The sequence below is a fragment of the Streptomyces sp. NBC_00523 genome (genome assembly GCF_036346615.1).
In the GTDB taxonomy this organism is placed as follows: Bacteria; Actinomycetota; Actinomycetes; order Streptomycetales; family Streptomycetaceae; genus Streptomyces.
This window is the reverse complement of the sequence record NZ_CP107836.1, coordinates 1,887,253-1,910,061: the sequence shown is the minus strand read 5'-3', so window position 1 is coordinate 1,910,061 and position 22,809 is coordinate 1,887,253. Positions and strand designations below refer to the sequence as shown.

Genomic DNA, 22,809 nt, shown 5'->3' with positions numbered 1-22,809 from the left:
GGGCCGAGTCCGGGTTTCGGCTGTCAGTCCGGGATGGCAGGCTTGTCCCGTGACCGAGATTGACGCAAAGACCGATGCACTCGTCCCCGCCTGGCTCCACCTGCCCGACATCGCGGAAATGCTCGATGTCGAGGTGACGCGTGTGCGGCAGCTGGTCAAGGAGGGCCAGCTCATCGCCGTACGCCGTGGGGAGAACCGGACGCTTCAGGTGCCCGCCGCCTTCATCGACGGCGACAAGGTGGTCAAGGGCCTCTCCGGGACCCTGACGCTCCTGAAGGACGACGGCTACTCCGACGAGGAGATGCTCGAATGGCTCTTCACCCCCGACCCGTCCCTGCCGGGCACGCCCGCGCAGGCACTGAGTGAGAACCGCGGCACGGAGGTGAAGCGCCGCGCCCAGGCGCTCGCCGTCTGACCGACCGGGAAGCGGGCCGCACCGCGCGAGCGGGCGGCCCGCTTCCCTGCGCCGCACCACCGATCCACTATCACCGTCTCCCCGGGGGGAACCGCACCATGTCCACGCCTCGCGCGCAGCTGTCCGACGCCCGGCTCTACCTGTGCACGGACGCGCGCAGGCGCCAGGGCGACCTGGCCGACTTCCTCGACGCGGTCCTCGCCGGCGGGGTGGACATCGTCCAGCTCCGCGACAAGGGCATGGAGGCGGGCGAGGAGCTCGACCGCCTCGCCGTCCTCGCGGACGCCTGCAAGCGGCACGGCAAGCTCCTCGCCGTCAACGACCGGGCGGACGTGGCCCACGCCATCGGCGCCGACGTGCTGCACCTGGGCCAGGGCGACCTGCCGGTACCCGCGGCCCGCGCGATCATCGGCGCCGAGCCGGTCATCGGCCGCTCCACGCACGCCGAGGCGGAGGTCGACGCCGCCGTCGCCGAGCCCGGCGTGGACTACTTCTGCACCGGCCCCTGCTGGCCCACCCCCACCAAGCCCGGCCGCCACGCGCCAGGCCTGGACCTCGTGCGCTACGCCGCCTCGCTCGCCCCGGGCCGCCCCTGGTTCGCCATCGGGGGCATCGACGCGGACAACCTCGACCAGGTGCTGGACGCCGGGGCCCGCCGGATCGTCGTCGTACGGGCCCTGACCGAGGCGTCCGACCCGGGCGCCGCCGCCGCTGAGCTGGCGCGACGGGTCCGCGAGCGCGCCGGAGCCTGACGGCGGACGGCCGTCGCCGGAGGGGCGGCCCGGGGCGGTTCTGGGACGGATCTGTCCGAAGGATGGACAAGAATCAGTCAATTCCGGCAAATGACTCCGGTTCGGTTGGGGGCCCGCCCCGCCCTGGTTAACCTGCCCGTATGGCCCTTGGCACACCTTCCACCAGGACAGATCACGCGCGCACCGTGCGTGAGATGCTCGCGACCGGCGCGACCTCGTACTCGTTCGAATTCTGGGCGCCCAAGACCGAGAAGGGCGAGCGCAATCTCTGGAACGCGCTGCGCCGGGTGGAGGCCGTAGCCCCGAGCTTCGTCTCGGTGACGTACGGAGCCGGCGGTTCCACCCGTGCCGGCACGGTGAAGGCCACCCAGGACATCGCCGCCGAGTCCACGCTCACCCCGGTCGCGCACCTCACCGCGGTCGACCACTCGATCGCCGAACTGCGCAACATGGTCGGCCAGTACGCGGACGCCGGCATCCGGAACATCCTCGCCGTGCGCGGAGACCCGCCGGGCGACCCGATGGGTCCCTGGGTCGAGCACCCGCAGGGCGTGAAGTACGCGGCGGACCTGGTCCGGCTGATCAAGGAGGCCGGCGACTTCTGCGTGGGCGTCGCGGCGTTCCCCGAGCGACACCCGCGCTCCGACGACTGGGACACCGACATCCGCCACTTCGTGGACAAGTGCCGGGCCGGCGCCGACTACGCGATCACGCAGATGTTCTTCGATCCGGAGGCCTATCTCCGGATGCGTGACCGGGTGGTCGCGGCGGGTTGCGAAACCCCGATCATCCCCGAGGTCATGCCGGTCACCAACGTCCGGCAATTGGAGCGATTCTCCCAGCTCAGCGACGCGCAGCTGCCCGACGACCTGAAAGAGCGCATCCTCGCCGCCAAGGACGACCCCGCCGCTGTACGCTCCATTGGCATCGACTTCGCAACGCGGTTCAGCGCGAAGCTGCTCTCCGAGGGCGTGCCCGGACTGCACTTCATCACGCTGAACAACTCGACTGCGACGCTCGAGATCTACGAGAATCTCGGACTGCACAAGCAGTCGTGACCGGCCGTACCCGCCACCAACCGGGGCGGTGGCCGTAGAAGGGGGCGGGCATGGGCTGGACGGTCCTCTACATCGCGTTCGGTGTCGTCGCGCTGTGGCTGCTCGGCGAAGTGCTGTTGCAGTACAAGGCGCGGCTGCGCTGGCGCCTCCTCGCCTTCACCGGCTTCCTCTGCGTGGTGATCGGCGTCCTGATGCCGTCCGTGCCCGTCATCGCCCTCGGCGCGGTCGCCTTCGCCACCGGCCAGACCTACGTCACGCTCTCGTTCCGCAAGGGCTTCTCCACCGGCTGGGCGATCGGGGGCAAGCCCGGCGAGAGCCGCCGCCGGCGCGGTGGGGCCGCACGCAAGCCCACCCTGGAGGTCTCGGACCTGGAGGTGGAGTACGAGGGCGGCGCCCCCGACGTCCCGGACGCCCCGCCGTCCGCCCCTGCCCCCGCCGCGGTCTACGCGACCGAGCCGATGCCCGAGGACACCGGGCAGTACGGGATCTACACCGACCCCACGCCGCCCCGCCCGGCCCAGGAGCCCCAGGCCGCGCAGAGCCACGAGGCGTACGACCCCTACGGCTACCCGGCCCACCAGCCCCAGGGCCAGGACACCTACGCCGGAGCCGGGCAGTACGACTACGGCACCGATCAGCAGAGCTACGCCGCCTACTCCGACCCGTACATCGGCACCACCGCGAGCACCCCGCAGTACGGCACGTACGACGGCTACGGGAACTACGACGGCTACGGCGGCCAGCAGCAGTACGCCGACCCGTACGCGCAGGGCGACGGCTACGGCTCGGAGACCCCGCCGGGCGGCGTCTGGGTGCCGCAGCAGCGCGAGGGCGAGCAGTACCCGCAGCAGCCCGCCGCCCAGCCGGCCCCGTACCCGAACGGCTACGACACCGGCTACAACGACCAGTACCGCTACTGAGACGCCCCCGGGCTCACTGCGAGCCGCGGAAGCCGTCCCCCTCCACCACGGTCCCCGCGACCAGCGCCCCGGACATGCCCGCGTGCGCCAGTCCGCCGCCCGGATGCGACCAGCCGCCGGCCAGCAACAGGCCCGGCAGCCGGGTCCGGTTGGCGGCGTGCAGGTACGCGCCCCCGGCACCGCCCAGCGACGGCGGCGGCACGGCACCGCCCTCGGCCCCCGTGTCCGCGGCGGTCTCGGCGGGCGTCCGCACCTCCGTCCGCAGCACTCGCTCCCGAAGGTCCGGCACCGCCGCGCCCGCCGCCGCGGTCAGCGTCTCCTCGAACCGGGCCCGCAGCGCCTCGTCCGTCCAGTCCACCGGGCCGTGCGGGGCCACCGTCGCCACCAGCGTCACCGCCTCGTGCTCCGCGTCGGGGCGGGTCGACGGATCGTCGGGGCGCAGCACGGTCACCGTCGGGTGCGCGGCGATCCGGCCCCCGAACACCGCCTCGTGCTCGGCCGCACCGTCCGCCGGGTGCACCACGGTCCGGTGCACGGCGTCCGCGGGCCGCCCGCCGCGCAGCGACAGCATCACCACGAACCGGCCGCTGGCCCCCGCCCCGTCCGCACGGGCCGTCACATCCCCGTCGGCCCACAGCTCCTGACCCGGCACCAGGCCGGGCCACGGCCGGGCGCCGAGTACCACGTGGGCGGCCTCCGCGACCGTCCCGTCCGCCAGCTCCACGCCCGCCGCGCGGCCGTCCTTCTCCACGACCCGGGCCACCTCGGCACCGAAGACGAACTCCACCTTCCGGGCCAGGCACCGCTCGTACACCGCCCGGGCCAGCGCGCGCAGGCCGCCGCTCACGTACCAGGTGCCGAACGTCTCCTCCATGTAAGGCAGGAGGGCCGCGCCCGCCGGGGCGCGCGAGGGGTCCAGGCCGTACCCGAGGGCGTATCCGTCCAGGAGGGCCGCCAGCCGGGGGTCCGCCAGCTCCCAGGCGCCGACCTCCGCCACCGTCCCGGCCCGCCGCGCCGGGCGCAGCAGCCGCCGGCGCTCCTCGGCCGGATACGGGTCATGGCCCAGCACCTGCCAGTCGGGGCGCAGGGGCTCCTCCAGGAGCGGCCGCCGCGAGCGGTCCCAGGCGTCCCTGGCCCGGTCGAGGAACGCCCCCCACTTCGCGCCCGCCCCACCGCCGAGCGCGGCGTCCAGGGCGGCGACGGTCCCGGCACGCGAGGCGTTCGGCAGGGACACGGAGGTGCCGTCCGCGAAGAGGTGCCGGCTCGCCGGATCCACCTGGCTCAGCGTGACGCACCGCTCCAGCGGCTCCTTGCCGGTCTTCACGAACAGGTCGCGGTAGACCGCGGGGAGGTGGAGGAGTCCGGGGCCGGTGTCGAACGTGAAGCCCTCGTCGGCGTACTGCCCGAGCGAGCCGCCGTACGTCCGCGACCGCTCGTACACCGTCACCCGGTGGCCTGCCACGGCCAGCCGGGCCGCCGCCGCCATCGCGCCCATCCCGGCGCCGATCACCGCAATTCGTGCCATGCGGCGACCTTAACGGCCGCCGCCGGCACTCCCGCCGTCAGCCCCAGGGAGCGCCGGAAGGGGGGACGACGGGCTGCGGCACCCCGCGTTTCTCCGCGCGGCGCTGCGCCCTGCGGCGCCAGAACCGGCGGATGCGGGAGGCCAGGAAGATCACGAGCGCGAGCCCCACGACCAGGAGCGTTCCGGCGAGGGTGGCGGCGATCCACGGATGGAAGATCGCGAAGGTGACGATCCCCGCGACGCCCAGGTCCTCGGCGGCGCTCAGCGCGATGTTGCTGAAGGGCTCGGGGGAGGTGTTGACCGCCATCCGCGTCCCGGCCTTCACCAGATGGCTCACCAGGGCGGTCGAGCCCCCGATGGCACCGGCCGCGATCTCCGGGAGCGAACCGCTCTCGCCGGCCAGCAGGGCCGCGACCACCGCGCCCGCCACCGGCCTGACGACCGTGTGCACCGCGTCCCACGCGGTGTCGACATAGGGGACCTTGTCGGCGACCACCTCGCAGAGGAAGAGGACCGCGACGACGACGAGCACGTCGGTGCGCTGCAACGAGGCGGGCACCTCGTCACTGACACCGGTCACGCCGAATATGCCGAGCAGGAGGACCACCGCGTACGCGTTGATCCCGCTCGCCCAGCCGCTTGTGAACACCAGAGGGAGTACCGACACGCAGGCGATCGTAGCCAGCGGGTCTTGTCTTCCGGCAGGGCGCGGGAAACCCGGCTCTGAGTACACGTACTCAGTGCGCGGGATGAGTAGCCGTACGGATGGGCCGTGACCTGCCGGAACGGCAGAGTGGGTGTCCACGGAAGGGGCGCCGCCCCGCCACCGCCGGCACGGGGCGGCGGGGCGGGGCGGCACCTCCCTTCCGAACGGGGGTGCGCGGCGGAGGACTTCGGGACCACGGGGGACACGGGGTCACGGGGGACGGTCCTCCGGCAGCACGGAAGGCGCCGGTCGGGCGGGCTCGGGGGACGGGCCACGCGCGACCGGCGCCTTCGTGCGTGCGGTGCTTCCTCAGTGCCCGCTGACGCGGCCGCGCAGCAGCAGGGACAGCGCCGAGTGCACGTCGTCGATCGAGCGCTCCGGCTGGAACGCCTGCCAGTCGAGCGCCGCCACGAGCACCATCCCGACGAGCGCCGCCGCCGTCAGCGGCACGTCGATCTCCTCGCTCAGCTCGCCGTTCGCCACGCCCTCCGCGATGACGCCCTCCACCACGGCGACCGCCTCGCGGCGCACCACCAGCAGCGTGGACTGCCAGGCGCGGTTGGTGCGCCAGAGCTCGGCCACGTACAGCTGGGTGAAGGCCGGGTAGCGGTCGATGAAGACCAGACCGGCCCGGATCATGGCGTCCAGCGCCTCGACCCGGCTGCCGCCGCGGGCGCCGGTCTCCTCGGCCGCCGCGCGCAGCGAGGAGGTGAGCAGACCGACGCCGTGGCGCAGCAGCTCCTCGAAGAGCTCGGTCTTGCTCTTGAAGTTGTAGTAGACCGTGCCCTTGGCGACCCCGGCCCGGTCGGCGATCTCGTCCACCGTGGTCGCCGAGAAGCCCTTCTCGGCGATGAGCGTGACGGCCGCTTCGTAGAGCCTCTGCCGGGTGGCCTGGCGGCGCGTGCTGCTACTGCTTTCCATGGACCTGATTCTCACAGGTCCCGGCACGGTCACAGGCTCAGCTCCGGATGCAGCCGCTCCAGTGTCCACATCTGCTTGCGGCGGGCCGACAGGGCGGTCAGCGCGAGCGCCCCGGCGGTGAAGGCCGCGAGCACGGCGCAGCCCTGCCAGACCGGGCCGAGCCCGCCGCCCGTGATGAGCCGGCGCAGCCCCTCCACGACGTAGCTCATCGGCAGGTACGGGTGGATCGCGTTGAAGAAGCCGGGACTGGTCTGTACGGGGTAGGTGCCGCCGGCCGAGGTCAGCTGGAGCATCAGCAGCGCGAGGACGAGGATGCGCCCCGCCGCGCCGAAGCAGGCGTTCAGCCACTGCACGATCGCCGCGAAGCAGCAGGTGACCAGCGCCAGGAAGCCGAGCGTCCCGCCGGTGTGCGCCATGTCCAGGCCGGGGCCCCAGTGCAGGACGGACATCAGCGCGGCCGTCTGGAGCAGCCCGATCCCGGCCACCGGCAGCCAGCCCGCCAGGGCGATCCGCCAGGCCGGTGCCCCGGCGGCCAGGGCGCGCCTGCTGAGCGGCTGGATCAGCATGTACGCCACCATCGCGCCGACCCAGAGGGAGAGCGGGATGAAGTAGGGCGCGAAGCCGGTGCCGTAGTTCGGGGCGGAGTGCAGCGACTGCGAGGCCAGTCGTACGGGGTCGGCCATGACCTCCGTACGGGCGTCGCGGTCCTTCTTCCCGTAGTCGGGGATCTTGCCGACGCCGTCGCCGAGCCCCTGGGCGAGCGTGGTGGACCCGTCCTTCAGGCGGACCAGGCCCTTGTCGAGGCTGTCGGCGCCCTTCTTGAGCTTGCCGACGCCCGTGTCCAGGTCGGACGAGCCGGTCTTCGCCGTGCCCAGCCCGGTGTGCAGCCGGTCCGCGCCGGTGGCGACCTTGTGCGCGCCGGTGTTCAGCGCGTTGACCTTCTTGACCGCGGCTTCCAGGTCCTCGTCCAGGTGCGGGGAGCGCGCGGCGAGTGCCTTCGCCTGCTTCTCCAGCGTGGTCAGCTGGGTGCGCAGCTTCTTCAGGTCCCCGTTCTGATTCTTGACCAGGGCGTTCACGTCGTCGGCCACGGCGGCGACGTCGTCCGCCGCCGTCACGGCCCGCTTCAGCGGCGGGCAGACGGTGGGGTCGGGGACCGGCTGCTCCTCGCAGCGGGTGCGGTGGATCTCGGTGAGGTCGTCGGCGGCGGTGTGCGCGGCGGTGGCGGCGGTGGGCGCCGCCTTCACGAGCAGGTCCAGATTGTCCCGTACGGTCTTCGAGGTGTCGGCGACCAGCCGGGCGGTGTCGCCGATGGCCTTCCCGTTGTCCTTCAGGAACGGGCGCACGTCGGCGGCGACACCGTTGACCTTGTCGGCGAGGAGCTGGGTGCCGTCGGCGACCTGGCGCGAGCCGGTCTCCAGGTCGCCCGCGCCCTTGTCGAGCTTCACGATCCCGCCGGACAGCTTGCTGCTGCCCTTCTTGGCGTCCTTCAGCCCGTCCGCGAGGTCCTTCGAGCCCTTCTTCGCCTTGCCGGTCCCGTCCCTGAGGTCGGCCGCGCCCTTCGCCGCCTTCGCCGTCTGGTCGTGCAGATCGGAGAAGCTGATGAAGATCCGGTCGAGGAACCCGCGCGAGGCGTTCGCGGACGCGGCCGTGCGGACCTCGGAGAACACCGTCCGGGATATCTGCCCGACGATGTAGTTGTTCGCGTCGTTGGTCCGCACCTGGAGCGCGCCGGTCTCGGGGGAGTCACCGGCGCTGGAGGCGATGCGCGCGCTGAAGTCCGCGGGCATGCGCAGCGAGAGGTAGTACGTGCCGTCCTCGACGCCCCGGTCCGCCTCCTCGGCGCTCACCTCGTGCCAGTCGAAGGTCTTCGATTCGAGGAGCTTGCCGGTGATCTGATCGCCCGCCGTGAGGCGCTTGCCGTCGGCGGTGGCGCCCTTGTCGTCGTTGACCAGGGCGACCGGGATGCGGTCGAGGCGTCCGTACGGGTCCCAGAAGGACCACAGGTACAGGGCGCCGTAGAGCAGGGGGAGCAGCAGGAGCGCGGCGAGGGCGGCGCGCGGCAGCCGCCCCCTGCCGAAGCGCCTCAGCTCAAGCGCGGCCAGTCTCGGCGAACGCATCGGCCGGTTCCTCCTCGTGGGTGCTGGCTTCGGTGGTTTCCGGGGCGGTGCCCGTGCGTACGGTGACGGCGTCCTCGGGGGCTTCGCTGCAGACGGCCAGGACGGTGGTGCCGGCGGCGGCCACGGAGCGCAGCAGCTCCCAGACCTCGGCGCGCTCGGCGTCGGACAGCTTCAGATCGGTGTCGTCCACCGCGAGCAGCCGGGGCCGGCCCATGAGCGCGAGAGCCACGGACAGCCGCAGCGCCTCGGTCCGCTCCAGATCACGTACGGCGGTGCGCTCGGCCTTGGGCAGCGTGGCGGGGTCGAGCCCGGCGGCCTCCAGGGCGGCGTCGATCCGGGCCCGGGCGGCGGCGGCCCGCTCACGGGGGCGGCGCAGCAGGGCGCGCGGGGAGCCGTCGTAGCGGCGCAGGAGCAGGGCCCGCTCGCGCAGGTGCTCGGCGACCGTGAACGCCGGGTCCAGCTCGCTGACCCCGGGCACCGGGCCCAGGGCCGTGACGCGGCGGACGGCGGCGGCCCGGCGCGGCAGGGCGAGGCCGGCGGTCGCGGCCTCGCCCTCGGTGGGGCGCATACGGCCGGTGAGGGCGAGCAGTAGACAGGTACGCCCGGAGCCGGACGGGCCCTCGACGGCGATCAGGGCGCCGGGCTCCGCGCGGAGGCCCACCCCCCGGAAGGCCCAGCCGCGCGGCCCTTCGAGCCCCAGGTCCTCGGCGGTGACGGCCGCCCCGTGCGGACTCTCCACGCACCCCACCCCTCATTTGCACTGACTGGTCAGTCCAAAAAGTAGCCCGAACTCGCGATCGAAGCAAAAGCCCAGGTCAGACGGGTGTCCGGGTCGATTGTCAGTGGGGGCCGTCACGATGGATACAGACGGCCACAGAGCCGTTACCGAGACAGGAGGTTCTGTCATGGCCCACTCGTCCGCAGCCGCCGCCCCGCGACGCCGCGCAGACGGCCCTGCTCCCTCACCGACCGGCCCGGCCCGCGATGTCCACCCCGTCGTCCGGCGCACCACCGCACCGCCCGCCGCCCTCGATCTCCTCACCCAGGCCCGCGCCGGCCTGGACGAGGCAGCTGTCCTCTCCGTGCCCAACGAGCGGTACGCCACCGCCCACCTCGCCGCCCTGCGCACCGCGGCCGCCGTCCTGGCCGCACGGGCCCGCCCCGAGCCCGTGCGGCGGCGCAAAGAACCGATCCGCAGCGCCTGGGAGATCCTTCCGGAGCTGGCCCCCGAGCTCGCCGAGTGGAGCGCCCTCTTCGCCTCCGGTGCCGCCCGGCGGGCCCGTGCCGAGGCGGGCATACCCGGCGCGGCCAGCCGGCGGCAGGCCGACGACCTGCTGCGCGACGCCGCCATGTTCCTGCGCCTCGTGGAACGGCTGCTCGTGCTCCAGCCGGTGCTGCCCCAGCCGCGCGGGGAGCGGCCCGACGCGGGGTGACCGCGTGGACGGCGCCAGGCCATAGGGTGGGCGGTACCTGTTACCTGCGCTGTTCACGCTCCGCCCCCGGGCGGCCCGTGCCGAGGAGTCAACTGCCGTGTCCGACCCGCTGCGCCCCCGTGCCTCCCTCCGTACCGCCGTGGTCTGGGAGGTCCTGAAGGACGCCCTCGACCGCCGGGTCAAGGCGACCGGCCGGGACGCCCTGGACGTGCTGGACACCGGCGGCGGCACGGGCAACTTCGCGGTGCCCGCCGCCCGTCTCGGCCACCGGGTCACCGTGGTCGACCCCAGCCCCAACGCGCTCTTCGCGCTGGAGCGCCGCGCCGCCGAGGCCGGGGTCGCCGACCGGGTGCACGGGGTGCAGGGCGACATCCTCGGCCTGTTCGACGTGGTCGAGCGCGGGGGCTACGACGCGGTGCTCTGCCACGGCGTCCTGGAGTACGTGGACGACCCCGCCGAGGGCGTACGGCACGCGGTGGAGGCCCTCCGTCCGGCCGGGGCGCTCAGCCTGCTGGCCGCCGGGCTCGGCGGCGCCGTCCTGGCCCGCGCGCTGGCCGGCCACTTCAACGAGGCGCGGCACGCGCTGGGCGACCGGGAGGGCCGGTGGGGCGACGGGGACCCGATGCCCCGCCGGTACACGGCCGAGCAGCTGGCCGAGCTGGTCACCGCCGCCGACGTCGAGGTGGGCGCCGTGCACGGGGTCCGGGTCTTCGCCGACCTCGTCCCCGGGGTCCTGGTGGACACCGAGCCGGGCGCGATGGAGGCCCTGCTCCGGCTGGAGGCCGCCGCCGCCGAACTGCCCGCGTTCCACTCCGTGGCCACCCAGCTGCACGTCCTGGGCACCAAGCGGGGCTGAACCCCCCGGGGGGTTACCGGCGGGAGCGCGGCTGATCAGCGACGCAGCGGCAGACGGAGTACGCACCGACCGCCCCGTTCGGCGCTCCGGCCCCGTATGATCGGGGGACACCATCCGGCATGACGGATCGGAGGTTGGGGAATCAACTCAGCAACCGAGCCGTCGTGGCGGCCCGGACTGGCAGTTTGGCAATGAGGGCGGGTTTCACGGGGGCGATTCCCTGCCTATCCTGGAAGGGCCGCATACCGGCCGCCCCCCGCGGCCGACGACGAGGAGGACTCCGTGCCGCTCTCGGAGCACGAGCAGCGAATGCTCGAGCAAATGGAGCGAGCGCTGTACGCCGAAGATCCCAAGTTCGCGACAGCGCTCGAGGGAAGTGGGCTGCGTACGTACACCCGGCGACGGGTCTACCAGGCGATCGCTGGCTTTCTGGTGGGTATCGCGCTCCTCATGGCTGGAATGGTCGCTCAGCAGATCTGGATCAGCGTGGTGGGCTTCCTCGTCATGCTGGGCTGCGCGGTGCTCGCGGTCACGGGATGGCGCAAGGCGCCCAAGCCGGGCGAACAGCAGTCGGTGCGCACCGGTGGTGCGGGTGACCGCAGGCAGTCCCGCCAGCGCCGGTCCGTGATGAACCGGATCGAACAGCGGTGGCAACGCCGCCGCGACGAGCAGGGACAGTAGACACAGAACGCTTCAGCTGAAGGGCGGCCGCGATGTGAGCGGCCGCCCTTTCGCGTGCGCGGGACGTTGCGGCTGCGCGGCGGCCGTTCCGGGCCGGGGTGACCACCGTTCGGCCCGGGGCGGCGGCCCCCCGAAAGACCCGGGCCGCCCGCGACCCCCTCAGCCCTCCTGGCGGGACGGGCGGCGGGTCCAGGCCGGGCGGGGCGGGAGGCGGAAGCGGGCGGAGAGGGATGCCCGGCGCTTCGAGAGGGCCCAGGCCACCCGGACGGACGAGCGGGGGGCGAGGAGCGCGCGGAGGCGGGCCGGGCGGCCGGACGACAGGCCCAGACCGGTCCGTACCGCCTGCGCGTCCTCCGCGAGGCCCGACGCCGGGCGCGGCTCGCGGGCGTAGAGCGCCTGCTCCACCGCTCCCGCGACCCGGTGCACCGCCTCCGCCGCCTCCGTGTCCAGCCGGCCCAGACGCACCAGCCGCTCGGCGGCCCGGCGCGGGGTCAGCGCCTCGTCCGGGGGAATGCCGTGGTCCCACGCCGTGTCGGTGACCTCCCGCCACACGGCCAGCGTCCGCGCGGTCGCGTCGGCAGGGGTGCGGCCGCCCGAGGATCCCAGGCGGCGGGCCCGCGCCCGCAGCCGCCAGAACATCGGCAGCAGGGGCAGCACCAGGACGAGCACCACCGCGGCGGCCACGCCCAGCACGGTCCCCGTCGGCGTCCCCGGGTCCGTCGGCGCGGCCGCACCGGGCGCCGCCGACTGCCCGCACTCGCCCTGCCTGCGCATCTGCGCCGGGCAGCTCTCCGAAGCGGACGGCGTGGCCGCGGCCGGCGCCGAGGCGTCCGCCTCCGGCCGGGCCGGGTCCGCCGTGTCACCGGACGGCGCGTCGGGCAGGGTGTATGCCGGGACGGAGCCCCGCGTCGGCGTCGGCTCGAAACGCGTCCAGCCGATCCCCTCGAAGTACAGCTCGGGCCAGGCGTGCGCGTCGCGCAGACCGACCGAGTACGAACCGTCCGCCTGCGCGCTGCCCGGCGTGAAGCCCACCGCGACCCGGGCCGGGATGCCCAGCGTCCGGGCCATCGCCGCCATCGTGAACGAGAAGTGGACGCAGAAGCCCTGCTTGTCCTTCAGGAAGCGGGCGATCGCCGCGCTGCCCGTACCGGAGTCCACCGAGGTGTCGTACCGGAACCCGCCGTCGGTGGAGAAGTAGTCCTGGAGCTTCACCGCCCGCTCGTAGGAGTTGGCGGCCCCCTCCGTGACCTCGTCGGCCGTCCGCGCGACGACCTTCGGCAGCGAATCGGGCACCTGCGTGTACTCGCGCAGCAGCTCCGGCGGCACCGCGCCCGCGTGGGCGAGCTGGTCGGACGTCGGCTGCACGTCGAGGCTGGTCACCGTGTACTGCGCGCCGCCGGTGGTCTCCCCGTCGTCACCGACGAGGGTGCGCCCCTCCGGTTCGAAGCGCCACCGGCCGCCGACCCGCACCTCGGACGCCGGGTACGGCAGCGGCAGATACGTCTGCTTGTAGGAGGCCGACGCCGAGACGGTCGACCTGATCTCCGCGACCGCGACGGACGAGGAGAGACCGGCCGGGGCCGGCAGCCGCTTCGGCACGTCCTGGAGCCCGCGCGTCGAGGCACGCCACTCGTTCCCGTTGAACTGGTCCAGGGCCAGGATGCGCAGATAGAAGTCGCCCGGGCTGCTCGCGTTGGTGCGGTACGACATGACCTGCCGGTTCTCCGGCTGGTTGAGGTTGTCCTGGAGCGAGACCAGCGGGTTCACCGCGGAGATCGTGCCGCCCCCGCGCCCCTTGCCGCTCCCGCCGCCCGTACCGCCCAGCAGCCCGCCGTCGAGCGCCGGCAGCGCCGCGGGCACCACCAGCGCGATCCCGAGGGCCACCGCACCGATCCGGCGCCCCGTGCGCACCGGCGCGAGCGCCCGGCCGCCGCCCGTGCTGTCGAGCCCGGCGGACGAAGCGCCCCGGGGCCGCGCGGCCCCCGCGAAGACACGGCCCCACTGGGAGAGCCGGTCGCGCCCCTCGGCCAGCAGGAGCAGCAGATAGCCGCAGGCGGCCAGGAGGAACCACAGCCAGCCCGCACTGCCCTCCGCCAGCCCGGCGGCCACCGAGTACAGCGCCAGCAGGGGCAGTCCGGCGGGCGCGGCGCTGCGGAACGTCACCGCCAGCGTGTCCACCAGCAGCCCGACCAGCAGGACGCCGCCCACCAGCATCAGCCGGATGCCCGGGGTCGCCGGTGCCGGGATCGCGTACTGCCCGACGTCGTCCCCGCCGGCCGTCAGCAGGTCCACGAGCTGCCGCACGGCCTGCGGTCCGGGCAGCACGCCCGCCACCGCCTGCTCCCGGGCGAACGCCACGGTCAGCAGCACCACCATGACCAGCGCCTGGGCGGCTGCCGTCAGCAGCCGGGGCAACGGCACCCGGCGGCCCAGCGCCCCCACCCCGCACTGCACGGCCAGCAGGAACGCCGCCTGCACGATCCAGCTCACCGGGTCCACCAGCGGCAGCATCGAACAGGACGCCATCAGCGTCGCCGCGAAGGCGGCCAGCGCCAGCCTGCCCCGACCGCTCATGACCGCCCCCTCATGACCAACTCCCGAATCCCGCCGGACCGGCCGCTCCACCGGACCCGGCCGACGCACTGTGCCGGCCCGCCAGCTGCCACAGCTCGGCCAGCCGCGCGCCCGGCTCCACCGGCACCACCGTCCACCCCGCCTCGCGCAGCAGCCGCAGCCGCCGCTCAGCCGCCTCCCGGGAGGCGGGCGATTCGCCGTTCACCCAGGCGGCGCCGTCCAGGACGAAGGCCACGGCCCCGCCGCTGCGCTGCCGCATCCGGGCGGCCATCCCCGTCTGCTCCTCGTCCAGATCGCCGAGGAAGGCGATCAGCAGTCCCTCGCCGCCCCCGCGCAGCACGTCATGGGCGCGGGAGAGGCCCCCGCCGTCGGAGTGCCCGATCTCCGCGAGGGTGTCCATCATCAGCCCCGCCGCGTCCGCGGTGGCCTGGGTCGCGCCTGCGAAACCGCCCTCGCCCTCGCCCGGCACCGCGTTCCCCGCATCCGTCAGCAGCCGGACCGCGAAGCCGCGCTCCAGCATGTGCACCAGCGCGGACGCCGCCCCGGAGACGGCCCACTCGAACGCGGAGTCCGGCCCCGCCCCCCGGTAAGCGGTCCGGCGGGTGTCCAGCAGAACCGTGCACCGGGCACGCTGCGGCTGCTCCTCGCGGCGCACCATCAGCTCCCCGTAGCGCGCGGTGGAACGCCAGTGGACCCGGCGCAGATCGTCCCCGTAGCGGTATCCGCGCGGGATCACGTCGTCGTCACCGGCCAGCGCCAGGGACCGCTGACGGCCATCGCCGTATCCGGAGGACTCACCGGCCAGCGGCACGGGCGGCAGCGGTTCGGTGCGGGGGACCACGACCAGGGTGTCGTAGGCGCTGAACGAGCGGGTCAGCTCGCACATGCCGAAGGGGTCGCTCAGCCGCAGCTGCAGCGGGCCGAGCGGATAGCGGCCGCGCAGGTCGGACCGGACCCGGTAGGACACCTCGCGGCGCCCGCCCGCCTCCACCCGGTCCAGCACGAACCGGGGCCGCGGCCCGAGCACGTACGGCACCCGGTCCTGGAGCATCAGCAGCCCCGTGGGCAGCCGCGAGACGTTGTCCATGCGCAGGTGCACGCGGGCCTCGGAGCCCGCCGGGACGCGCGAGGGGGAGAGCCTGCGGGTGCCCGTGACCCGGTAGCGGGTCCGGTAGAGCACCGTCACGGACACCAGCGGCAGCACGGCGAGCAGCAGCCCGACCCGCAGCAGGTCGCCCTGGCCCAGCACATAGGCGCAGGCCGCCGCCGCGATCCCGGCCGCGAGGAAGGACCGCCCACGGGTCGTCAGGCCGCCGAGCGCGGCCCGTACCCCGCCCTTGTCGTCGCCGCCGTCCATCGCGACGGGCCCCGACGCGGCCATCACGGACGCCGCGCGCCGGGCTGCTGCCCTCCGCCGTACGCCTGGCCCGCCGGATACGCGGGGGCAGGGGCGCCGGACCCGCCGGAGGCCGTGGGCACCGGGGTCTGCTGAAGGATCTCCAGCACCACCTGCTCCGCGGTGCGGCGGTTGAGCTGGGCCTGCGCGGTGGGCAGCAGCCGGTGGGCGAGCACCGCGACGGCCAGGGCCTGCACGTCGTCCGGCAGGCAGTAGTCCCGGCCGGCCAGCGCGGCGGACGCCTTGGCGGCGCGCAGCAGGTGCAGCGTGGCGCGCGGCGAGGCGCCGAGCCGGAGGTCGGGGTGGCCGCGGGTGGCCGCGACGAGCTGGACCGCGTATCTGCGGACGGCCTCGGCGACGTGGACCGCGCGGACCGTCTCGATCAGCTTCACGATGTCGTGCGCGTGCGCCACGGGCTGGAGGTCGTCGAGCGGCGAGAGGCCGCCGTGCACGTCGAGCATCCGGAGCTCGGCCTCCGCGCTGGGATAGCCGATCGACACCCGGGCCATGAACCGGTCGCGCTGGGCCTCGGGCAGCGGATACGTGCCCTCCATCTCCACCGGGTTCTGCGTCGCCACGACCATGAAGGGGTCGGGCAGCTCGTAGCTGTGCCCGTCGATGGTGACCTGGCGCTCCTCCATCGACTCCAGGAGCGCGGACTGGGTCTTCGGGGAGGCGCGGTTGATCTCGTCGCCGATCACGACCTGCGCGAAGATCGCCCCGGGCTTGAACTCGAAGTCCCGGCGCTGCTGGTCGTAGATGGACACACCGGTGATGTCCGAGGGCAGCAGGTCGGGCGTGAACTGGATGCGCCGCACCGAGCAGTCGACGGACCGGGCCAGCGCCTTGGCCAGCATGGTCTTGCCCACGCCCGGGACGTCCTCGATCAGGAGGTGCCCCTCCGCGAGCAGCACGGTCAGCGAGAGCCGCACGACCTCGGGCTTGCCCTCGATCACGGCCTCCATCGACCTGCGCACCCGATCCACGGTGGTGGTCAGATCTGTGAGGCTCGCTCGATCGTCATAGGTCGTCACCCCGGCCCTCCTCGGCCCCGCCCCACGCTCACCAGGAGCAGGGGATTCCCCAGTCAACGGGCCGGCGCCCTCGTGCGGCCCGGCCCACCCCGAATTGCGGACACCGCGCCGGACGGGGTCCGGCGGGGTGTCTCCCACGCATTCTTGTTGCCGTTACCGCTTCGTGTCACTCGCCTGTGGACAACCGGGGGCGATATGTCGGATTGGGTGAGGATTTCGTCACTGGAAGGTGGTGATCCGGGACCACCAGGACCTTCGGTCAGGAGGCGGGCAGGACCTCGCGCAGCTTGCCGGTGGTCACGTCGAAGACGAAACCGCGCACGTCGTCGGTGTGCTTGAGGAACGGCGAGGTGCGGGCCCGCTGCATCGACTGCCGCACGTCCTGGTCGGCGTCGGTGTACGCCTCGACGGCCCAGGACGGCCGCTGGCCGACCTCGTGCTCCAGCTCCTGGCGGAAGTCCTCCGTGATCGACTCCATGCCGCAGCCCGTGTGGTGGATCAGGACGATGCTGCGGGTGCCCAGCGCCCGCTGACTGATCGCCAGCGACCGGATGACGTCGTCGGTGACCACGCCGCCCGCGTTCCGGATGGTGTGGCAGTCGCCCAGCGAGAGGCCGAGGGCCTTGTGCAGGTCGAGACGGGCGTCCATGCAGGCGACCACGGCGACCTGGAGCACCGGCTTGGCGTCCATGCCGGGGTCCTTGAAGTCTGCTGCGTAACGGCCGTTCGCCTCGACCAGGCGGTCGGTGACGGTGGGGCTGGAGGCGGGGGAGTGCGCGGAAGTCGACATGGTCAAGACGTTAGCCCTCACCACCCGTCCCCGGGCGAGAGGGAAGCGGACAAAAAACGTCAACGGTGCTTGTTGTGAGGTACTCCACAAGCCCGCCTCCGGCCACCCGTGCGGGTGAACGCGCGACGGCCGACGCGCTGTCGGGTTGATTGATCGGGAATCGATCGAGTGGCAGGGTGGACTAAAGTGACGGGAAGTTACCGACACCCTGCACATTTCGAACTTTTACCCGTGTGCGCGGCGTACGTACGGCCCGGCCCTCTCCCGCTCGCCGGTCGGCTGACGCCCCTTCCCCGGCGCCGGCGGACCTCCCCTTCGCGAGCGGGCGGGGACCAGGCCGTACGTCCCGCCACCGGGAGCTGAGCCTGAGAGGGCGCATGAGCCAGACCCGACACGTCCCGGTGATGCTCCAGCGATGCCTGGACCTGTTGGCACCGGCTCTGGAGGCCCCGGGCCCGCAGCCCCCCGTGGTCGTCGACTGCACCCTCGGCCTCGGCGGCCACAGCGAGGCGCTGCTCTCCGCCTTTCCCACCGCCCGGCTGATCGCCCTCGACCGGGACAAGGAGGCCCTGCGCCTCTCCGGCGAACGGCTCGCCCCCTACGGCGACCGCGCGACCCTGGTGCACGCCGTCTACGACGAACTGCCCGAGGTGCTCGACCGGCTCGGCATCCCCAAGGTGCAGGGCATCCTGTTCGACCTCGGCGTCTCCTCGATGCAGCTGGACGAGTCCGACCGGGGCTTCGCCTACGCCCGCGACGCACCGCTCGACATGCGCATGGACCAGACGACCGGTGTGAGCGCCGCCGAGGTCCTCAACACCTACCCACCGGGCGAACTGGTGCGCATCCTGCGCGCGTACGGCGAGGAGAAGCAGGCCAAGCGCATCGTCTCCGCCGTTGTGCGCGAGCGCGAGAAGGAGCCCTTCACCAACAGCGCCCGGCTGGTCGAACTCATCCGCGAGGCCCTGCCGCAGGCCGCCATGCGCACCGGGGGCAACCCCGCCAAGCGCACCTTCCAGGCCCTGCGCATCGAGGTCAACGGGGAGCTCACCGTCCTGGAGCGGGCCATCCCGGCCGCCGTCGCCGCCCTCGCCGTCGGCGGGCGCATCGCGGTCCTCTCGTACCAGTCCCTGGAGGACCGGCTCGTGAAGCAGGTCCTCGCGGCGGGCGCCGCCAACACCGCCCCGCCCGGCCTGCCCGTCGTCCCCGAGCGCTACCAGCCCCGGCTGAAGCTCCTCACCCGGGGCGCCGAACTCCCCACCGAGGAGGAGGTCGCCGAGAACCGCCGCGCCGCCCCCGCCCGGCTGCGCGGCGCCCAGCGCATCCGCGAGGACGAGCGGTGAGCCGGCGGACGGCCGCGCGCGCCGGGGACGGAGCGGCGCGGTGAGCAAACCGGCCGGGCAGCGACAAGGACGCGTCGCACGGCTCACCCGGCTGATGCCCGCCGGGCCGAGCACCGCGGCCCGGACCCCGTTCGTCCTGCTGGTCGTGGTGCTCCTCGGGGGCGGCCTGATCACGCTGCTGCTGCTCAACTCCGCGCTCAACGAGGGCTCTTTCGAGCTGAGCGAGCTGAAGAAGCGGACCACCGAACTCACCGACGAGCAGCAGGCCCTCCAGCGCGACGTCGACGCCTCCTTCGAGCCCGACGCCCTGGCCCGCCGCGCCCGGGAGCTGGGCATGGTCCCCGGCGGCAGCCCCGCCTTCCTCGACCCCGACGGCAAGGTCCGGGGCGTCCCGTCCAAGGCCGCTCCGGCCCCGGTCGTCGCGCCCCCGCCGAGCACGCCGACCCCCACACCGACGCCCACGCCCACCCCCACCGCTACGGCCGCCGTCACCCCGGCGCCCGGGCCCACCGGGTCCACGCCCTCCGGCACACCGGCAGCCCAGCCCTCCACGAGCCCCGGCAGGTGACGCAGTGCCCCCCAAGGAACCGCCGCGCCGCCGGGTACCCGGCCCCGCGCGTCCCCGTAACGCCTCCGCGGCGTCCGGCCGCCCCCGGCCCCGGCCCCAGCAGCGCCGGCGGCCCCCGTCCGCCGCTCAGCGGGCCCGCTCCCGGCGGCCGCTGCGGCTGGGCAGCCCGCGCCCCCGGCTGCGGCTGGTCAGCCTCGCCCTGACGCTCGTCATGATCGCGTTCGTCGTCCGGCTCCTCCAGGTCCAGGCCGTCGACGCGCACGCGTACGCCGCGAAGGCCGAGACGAACCGCTACCTGAGCTACACGGTCGCCGCGGAACGCGGGGAGATCACCGACCGCAGCGGCATCGCGCTGGCCACCAGCGTGGACGCGTACGACATCACGGCCGACCCCAAGATGTTCACGCCGGCCGACAGCAAGGCCCCCGACGCCCCCCAGCAGGCCGCCGCCCTGCTCGCGCCGATCCTCGGCGTCGACGCCGACGGGCTGGTCAAGAAGCTCTCCAAGCCCAAGAGCCGGTACGCGGTCCTCGCGCGCAGGCAGACCCCGCAGGTCTGGAAGCAGATCAAGGACCTCAAGTCCGTCTTCGCCGAGAAGGCCGCCAAGGACAAGGCGGCCGGCGGGCCCGGTGCCAACGTGCTGGCGGGCGTCTTCCAGGAGGGCACCACCAAGCGGGTCTACCCCAACGGCACCCTGGCCGCCGGGATACTGGGTTACGTCAACGCCGAGGGCAAGGGCGCCGGCGGGCTCGAATCCCAGCTCGACAAGGAGCTCGCGGGCGAGGACGGCACCATCAAGTACGCCCAGTCCGGCGGCCGCAGGGTGCCCACGGCAGGCACCAAGGAGGTCCCCGCGGTCCCCGGCTCCGACATCGAGCTGACCATCGACCGCGACATCCAGTGGGCGGCCCAGAAGGCCATCTCCGAACAGGTCACGAAGTCCAAGGCCGACCGCGGTTACGTCATCGTGCAGAACACCCGCACCGGCGAGGTCCTCGCCATGGCCAACTCCCCGGGCTTCGACCCCAACGACCTCTCCCAGGCCGACGCCGCCTCGCTCGGCAACGCGGCCCTCCAGGACGTCTACGAGCCCGGCTCCACCAGCAAGGTGATGTCCATGGCCGCCGTCCTCGAAGAAGGCGCCGCCACGCCCCTCACGCACGTCACGGTCCCCAACCGGCTGCACCGGGGCGACCGCCTCTTCAAGGACGACGTCGACCACGCCACCTGGCAGCTGACGCTCAACGGCGTGCTCGCCAAGTCCAGCAACATCGGCACCATCATGGCCACCGGCCAGCTCGGCAAGACGCAACCGCAGGCGAACAAGGTGCTGTACTCCTATCTGAGGAAATTCGGCATCGGATCGCCCACCGGGCTCGGCTACCCCGGCGAGACGCCCGGCCTCCTCGCCAAGCCGCAGGACTGGTCCACCTCGCAGCAGTACACGATCCCGTTCGGCCAGGGCCTCTCCCTCAACGCCATGCAGGCCGCCTCGATCTACTCGACCATCGCCAACGGAGGCGTACGGATCCAGCCGACGCTCGTACGCGGCACCAAGGGCCCGGACGGCCGCTTCAACCCGGCCGAGGCGCCCGAACAGACGCGCGTGGTCAGCGAGAAGACCGCGAAGACGCTCGCCACCATGCTCGAATCGGTGGTCGCCGACCAGGAGGGCACCGGCACCAAGGCCCAGATCCCCGGCTACCGGGTCGCGGGCAAGACCGGCACCGCCAACCGCGTCGACCCGGTGCGCGGCGGCTACCACGGCTACACCGCCTCCTTCGCCGGTTTCGCGCCGGCCGACGACCCCCAGGTCACCGTCTACTGCGCGATCCAGAACCCCACCAAGGGCAGCCACTTCGGCGGCCAGACCTGCGGGCCCATCTACAAGCAGGTCATGGAATTCGCCCTCAAGACCCTCCAGACACCCCCGTCCGGCCACGCGCCGGCCAAGCTGCCGGTGTTCTTCGGAACCGGCGAGTGAACGCGCGGAGACCACCAGTGACAACCATCACGCCCGACCCCGGGAACCGGAACGAGAACGTCCGGTCCGCCGGCCCCTCACTTCGCGAGAGGCCCGGTGAGCCCGGTACGCTCACCGCCGTGCCCCACGCCGAACAGCCCCGAACGACCCAGAAGGACGCGCCTGTGAACTACCCGGGAGCGCCTCGCCCGGACCGCCTGCGGCCCACCTCCCTGGTCACGCTGGCAGAGCGGCTGGGACTTGAACCGCCGGGCACCGGCGACATCACCGGCATCACCCACGACTCCCGCGCGGTGCGCCCCGGAGACCTGTACGCGGCCCTGCCGGGCGCCCGTCTGCACGGCGCCGACTTCGCCACCCAGGCGGCCGGTCTCGGCGCCGCGGCCATCCTCACCGACCCCTCCGGCGCCGACCGCGCCCGGGCCACCGGTGTGCCGGTCCTGGTCACCGAGAACCCGCGCGGCCGGATGGGCGAACTCGCCGCCGAGATCTACGGCCACCCCGGCACCGGCCTCCTCCAGGTCGGCATCACCGGCACCTCCGGCAAGACCACCACCGCCTACCTGGTCGAGGGCGGCTTCCGCGGCGCCGGACGCACCTCCGGGCTCATCGGCACGGTGGAGATGCGGATCGGCGACGAGCGCATCAAATCCGAGCGCACCACGCCCGAAGCCACCGATCTCCAGGCCCTGTTCGCCGTCATGCGCGAACGCGGCGCCGACGCCGTCACCATGGAGGTCTCCAGCCACGCGCTGGTCCTCGGCCGGGTCGACGGCTGCGTCTTCGACGTCGCCGTCTTCAACAACCTCAGCCCGGAGCACATGGAGTTCCACTCCGGCATGGAGGACTACTTCCAGGCCAAGGCCCAGCTGTTCACCCCGCGCCGCAGCAGGCAGGGCGTCGTCAACTACGACGACGAGTACGGCCGCAGGCTCGTCACCGAGGCGACGGTGCCCGTCACGACCTTCTCCGCCGAGGGCCACCCGGACGCCGACTGGCGCGCCGAGGACGTCGTCGTCGGCCAGCTCGGGTCCACCTTCACCGCCGTCGGGCCGAACGGCGAGCGGGCCACCGCCAAGGCCCCGCTGCCCGGCCCGTTCAACGTCGCCAACACGCTGGCCGCGATCGTCGCCCTCGCCGTCGCCGGCATCGACCCGCAGACCGCGGCGGACGGCATCGCGACCGTGCCCGGGGTGCCCGGCCGGCTGGAGCGGATCGACGCCGGACAGCCCTACCTCGCCCTGGTCGACTACGCGCACAAGACCGACGCCGTCGAGTCCGTGCTGCGGTCCCTGCGCAAGGTCACCAAGGGCCGGCTGCACATCGTCCTCGGCTGCGGCGGAGACCGCGACACCACCAAGCGCGGCCCGATGGGCGCGGCGGCGGCCCGGCTCGCCGACACCGCCGTGCTGACCTCCGACAACCCCCGTTCCGAGGACCCCCTCGGCATCCTCGCGGCCATGCTCGCGGGCGCCGCCGAGGTGCCCGTCCACGAGCGCGGCGACGTCCTGGTCGACGCCGACCGCGCCGCGGCCGTCGCCGCCGCGGTGGCCCGGGCCGAGCCCGGCGACACCGTGCTCGTCGCCGGCAAGGGCCACGAGCAGGGCCAGGACGTCCACGGCGTCGTCCGCCCCTTCGACGACCGGGTCGTCCTGCGCGAGGCCATCGAGCGCTCCCTGGGGCACGAAGGCGCCGGACCCCGTGCCTCCCACCACGAGAACAACAGTCAGGGATGA

20 protein-coding genes are annotated in these 22,809 nt (G+C 73.5%); 11 read left to right on the top strand and 9 right to left on the bottom strand.

The window, feature by feature from the left end; translation table 11 throughout:
• Positions 1-49: 49 nt before the first annotated feature.
• The 4 genes from OHS17_RS08610 (at position 50) to OHS17_RS08595 (ending at position 3,145) form a co-directional block, all read left to right on the top strand.
• The gene (locus OHS17_RS08610) at positions 50-415 is read left to right on the top strand and encodes an Rv2175c family DNA-binding protein (RefSeq protein ID WP_018104430.1); all 366 of its coding nucleotides are present in this window, start codon (positions 50-52) and stop codon (positions 413-415) included.
• 98 nt (positions 416-513) lie between these two features.
• Positions 514-1,167: a thiamine phosphate synthase gene (gene thiE, locus OHS17_RS08605; protein WP_330311681.1), complete on the top strand. Its 654-nt coding sequence runs from the start codon at positions 514-516 to the stop codon at positions 1,165-1,167.
• A gap of 140 nt (positions 1,168-1,307) precedes the next feature.
• Positions 1,308-2,225: a methylenetetrahydrofolate reductase [NAD(P)H] gene (gene metF, locus OHS17_RS08600; RefSeq protein WP_330311680.1), complete on the top strand. Its 918-nt coding sequence runs from the start codon at positions 1,308-1,310 to the stop codon at positions 2,223-2,225.
• A 50-nt stretch (positions 2,226-2,275) separates the two neighbouring features.
• The gene (locus OHS17_RS08595) at positions 2,276-3,145 is read left to right on the top strand and encodes a hypothetical protein (protein ID WP_330311679.1); all 870 of its coding nucleotides are present in this window, start codon (positions 2,276-2,278) and stop codon (positions 3,143-3,145) included.
• Positions 3,146-3,158: 13 nt separating this feature from the next.
• Here OHS17_RS08595 and OHS17_RS08590 read toward each other — a convergent pair whose 3' ends face one another.
• The 5 genes from OHS17_RS08590 to OHS17_RS08570 form a co-directional block, all read right to left on the bottom strand.
• Entirely contained in the window at positions 3,159-4,670 is a 1,512-nt protein-coding gene (locus OHS17_RS08590) for a phytoene desaturase family protein (protein WP_330311678.1), read from the bottom strand.
• 37 nt (positions 4,671-4,707) lie between these two features.
• Positions 4,708-5,337 carry a DUF4126 domain-containing protein gene (locus OHS17_RS08585; RefSeq protein ID WP_330311677.1) on the bottom strand — a complete coding sequence of 210 codons (630 nt, stop codon included), beginning with the start codon at positions 5,335-5,337 and terminating at the stop codon, positions 4,708-4,710.
• A 348-nt stretch (positions 5,338-5,685) separates the two neighbouring features.
• Positions 5,686-6,297: a TetR/AcrR family transcriptional regulator gene (locus OHS17_RS08580; RefSeq protein ID WP_073864598.1), complete on the bottom strand. Its 612-nt coding sequence runs from the start codon at positions 6,295-6,297 to the stop codon at positions 5,686-5,688.
• A 29-nt stretch (positions 6,298-6,326) separates the two neighbouring features.
• Entirely contained in the window at positions 6,327-8,414 is a 2,088-nt protein-coding gene (locus OHS17_RS08575) for a YhgE/Pip domain-containing protein (RefSeq protein ID WP_330311676.1), read from the bottom strand.
• A complete protein-coding gene (locus tag OHS17_RS08570) occupies positions 8,386-9,153 on the bottom strand; it encodes an ATP-binding cassette domain-containing protein (RefSeq protein WP_330311675.1) in 768 nt (255 codons plus the stop codon). Before OHS17_RS08570 ends, OHS17_RS08575 begins: the two co-directional genes overlap by 29 nt.
• Positions 9,154-9,319: 166 nt before the next feature.
• Here OHS17_RS08570 and OHS17_RS08565 point away from each other — a divergent pair, with 166 nt between their 5' ends.
• The 3 genes from OHS17_RS08565 to OHS17_RS08555 all read left to right on the top strand — a co-directional run bounded on the left by OHS17_RS08565 (position 9,320) and on the right by OHS17_RS08555 (position 11,384).
• Entirely contained in the window at positions 9,320-9,847 is a 528-nt protein-coding gene (locus OHS17_RS08565; protein ID WP_330311674.1) for an SAV_6107 family HEPN domain-containing protein, read from the top strand.
• Positions 9,848-9,944: 97 nt separating this feature from the next.
• Positions 9,945-10,703 carry a class I SAM-dependent methyltransferase gene (locus tag OHS17_RS08560; RefSeq protein ID WP_330311673.1) on the top strand — a complete coding sequence of 253 codons (759 nt, stop codon included), beginning with the start codon at positions 9,945-9,947 and terminating at the stop codon, positions 10,701-10,703.
• A gap of 282 nt (positions 10,704-10,985) precedes the next feature.
• On the top strand, positions 10,986-11,384 hold the full coding sequence (locus tag OHS17_RS08555; RefSeq protein ID WP_018104441.1) for a DUF3040 domain-containing protein: 399 nt from the start codon (positions 10,986-10,988) through the stop codon (positions 11,382-11,384).
• A 159-nt stretch (positions 11,385-11,543) separates the two neighbouring features.
• Here the strand turns inward: OHS17_RS08555 and OHS17_RS08550 are convergent, their stop codons facing one another.
• The 4 genes from OHS17_RS08550 to OHS17_RS08535 form a co-directional block, all read right to left on the bottom strand.
• Positions 11,544-13,958, bottom strand: coding sequence for a transglutaminase TgpA family protein (locus OHS17_RS08550; RefSeq protein ID WP_330311672.1), 2,415 nt, complete (start codon positions 13,956-13,958; stop codon positions 11,544-11,546).
• A 10-nt stretch (positions 13,959-13,968) separates the two neighbouring features.
• Positions 13,969-15,339, bottom strand: coding sequence for a DUF58 domain-containing protein (locus OHS17_RS08545; RefSeq protein ID WP_330311671.1), 1,371 nt, complete (start codon positions 15,337-15,339; stop codon positions 13,969-13,971).
• On the bottom strand, positions 15,339-16,388 hold the full coding sequence (locus tag OHS17_RS08540; protein ID WP_330311670.1) for an AAA family ATPase: 1,050 nt from the start codon (positions 16,386-16,388) through the stop codon (positions 15,339-15,341). The genes OHS17_RS08545 and OHS17_RS08540 overlap by 1 nt, the downstream gene beginning before the upstream one ends.
• Before the next feature lie 259 nt (positions 16,389-16,647).
• A complete protein-coding gene (locus OHS17_RS08535; protein WP_018104445.1) occupies positions 16,648-17,178 on the bottom strand; it encodes a beta-class carbonic anhydrase in 531 nt (176 codons plus the stop codon).
• A 377-nt stretch (positions 17,179-17,555) separates the two neighbouring features.
• Between OHS17_RS08535 and rsmH the strand changes: the two genes are divergently transcribed.
• The 4 genes from rsmH (at position 17,556) to OHS17_RS08515 (ending at position 22,809) form a co-directional block, all read left to right on the top strand.
• Complete coding sequence (gene rsmH, locus OHS17_RS08530; RefSeq protein ID WP_018104446.1) at positions 17,556-18,521, top strand: 16S rRNA (cytosine(1402)-N(4))-methyltransferase RsmH; 966 nt, start codon at positions 17,556-17,558, stop codon at positions 18,519-18,521.
• Positions 18,522-18,615: 94 nt separating this feature from the next.
• Positions 18,616-19,089 (top strand): FtsB family cell division protein, encoded by a 474-nt coding sequence (locus tag OHS17_RS08525; RefSeq protein ID WP_330315191.1) that lies wholly within the window; start codon positions 18,616-18,618, stop codon positions 19,087-19,089.
• Between the two features lie 4 nt (positions 19,090-19,093).
• Positions 19,094-21,073, top strand: coding sequence for a peptidoglycan D,D-transpeptidase FtsI family protein (locus OHS17_RS08520; RefSeq protein WP_330311669.1), 1,980 nt, complete (start codon positions 19,094-19,096; stop codon positions 21,071-21,073).
• Positions 21,074-21,090: 17 nt separating this feature from the next.
• Positions 21,091-22,809 (top strand): UDP-N-acetylmuramoyl-L-alanyl-D-glutamate--2,6-diaminopimelate ligase, encoded by a 1,719-nt coding sequence (locus OHS17_RS08515; RefSeq protein WP_330311668.1) that lies wholly within the window; start codon positions 21,091-21,093, stop codon positions 22,807-22,809.

Coding starts and splice junctions, on each gene's coding strand:
- thiE (WP_330311681.1), top strand. CDS start 514: ATGTCCACGCCTCGCGCGCAGCTGTCCGACGCCCGGCTCTACCTGTGC.
- metF (WP_330311680.1), top strand. CDS start 1,308: ATGGCCCTTGGCACACCTTCCACCAGGACAGATCACGCGCGCACCGTG.
- rsmH (WP_018104446.1), top strand. CDS start 17,556: ATGAGCCAGACCCGACACGTCCCGGTGATGCTCCAGCGATGCCTGGAC.
- OHS17_RS08590 (WP_330311678.1), bottom strand. CDS start 4,670: ATGGCACGAATTGCGGTGATCGGCGCCGGGATGGGCGCGATGGCGGCG.
- OHS17_RS08545 (WP_330311671.1), bottom strand. CDS start 15,339: ATGGCCGCGTCGGGGCCCGTCGCGATGGACGGCGGCGACGACAAGGGC.
- OHS17_RS08565 (WP_330311674.1), top strand. CDS start 9,320: ATGGCCCACTCGTCCGCAGCCGCCGCCCCGCGACGCCGCGCAGACGGC.
- OHS17_RS08575 (WP_330311676.1), bottom strand. CDS start 8,414: ATGCGTTCGCCGAGACTGGCCGCGCTTGAGCTGAGGCGCTTCGGCAGG.
- OHS17_RS08595 (WP_330311679.1), top strand. CDS start 2,276: ATGGGCTGGACGGTCCTCTACATCGCGTTCGGTGTCGTCGCGCTGTGG.
- OHS17_RS08580 (WP_073864598.1), bottom strand. CDS start 6,297: ATGGAAAGCAGTAGCAGCACGCGCCGCCAGGCCACCCGGCAGAGGCTC.
- OHS17_RS08550 (WP_330311672.1), bottom strand. CDS start 13,958: ATGAGCGGTCGGGGCAGGCTGGCGCTGGCCGCCTTCGCGGCGACGCTG.
- OHS17_RS08535 (WP_018104445.1), bottom strand. CDS start 17,178: ATGTCGACTTCCGCGCACTCCCCCGCCTCCAGCCCCACCGTCACCGAC.
- OHS17_RS08525 (WP_330315191.1), top strand. CDS start 18,616: ATGCCCGCCGGGCCGAGCACCGCGGCCCGGACCCCGTTCGTCCTGCTG.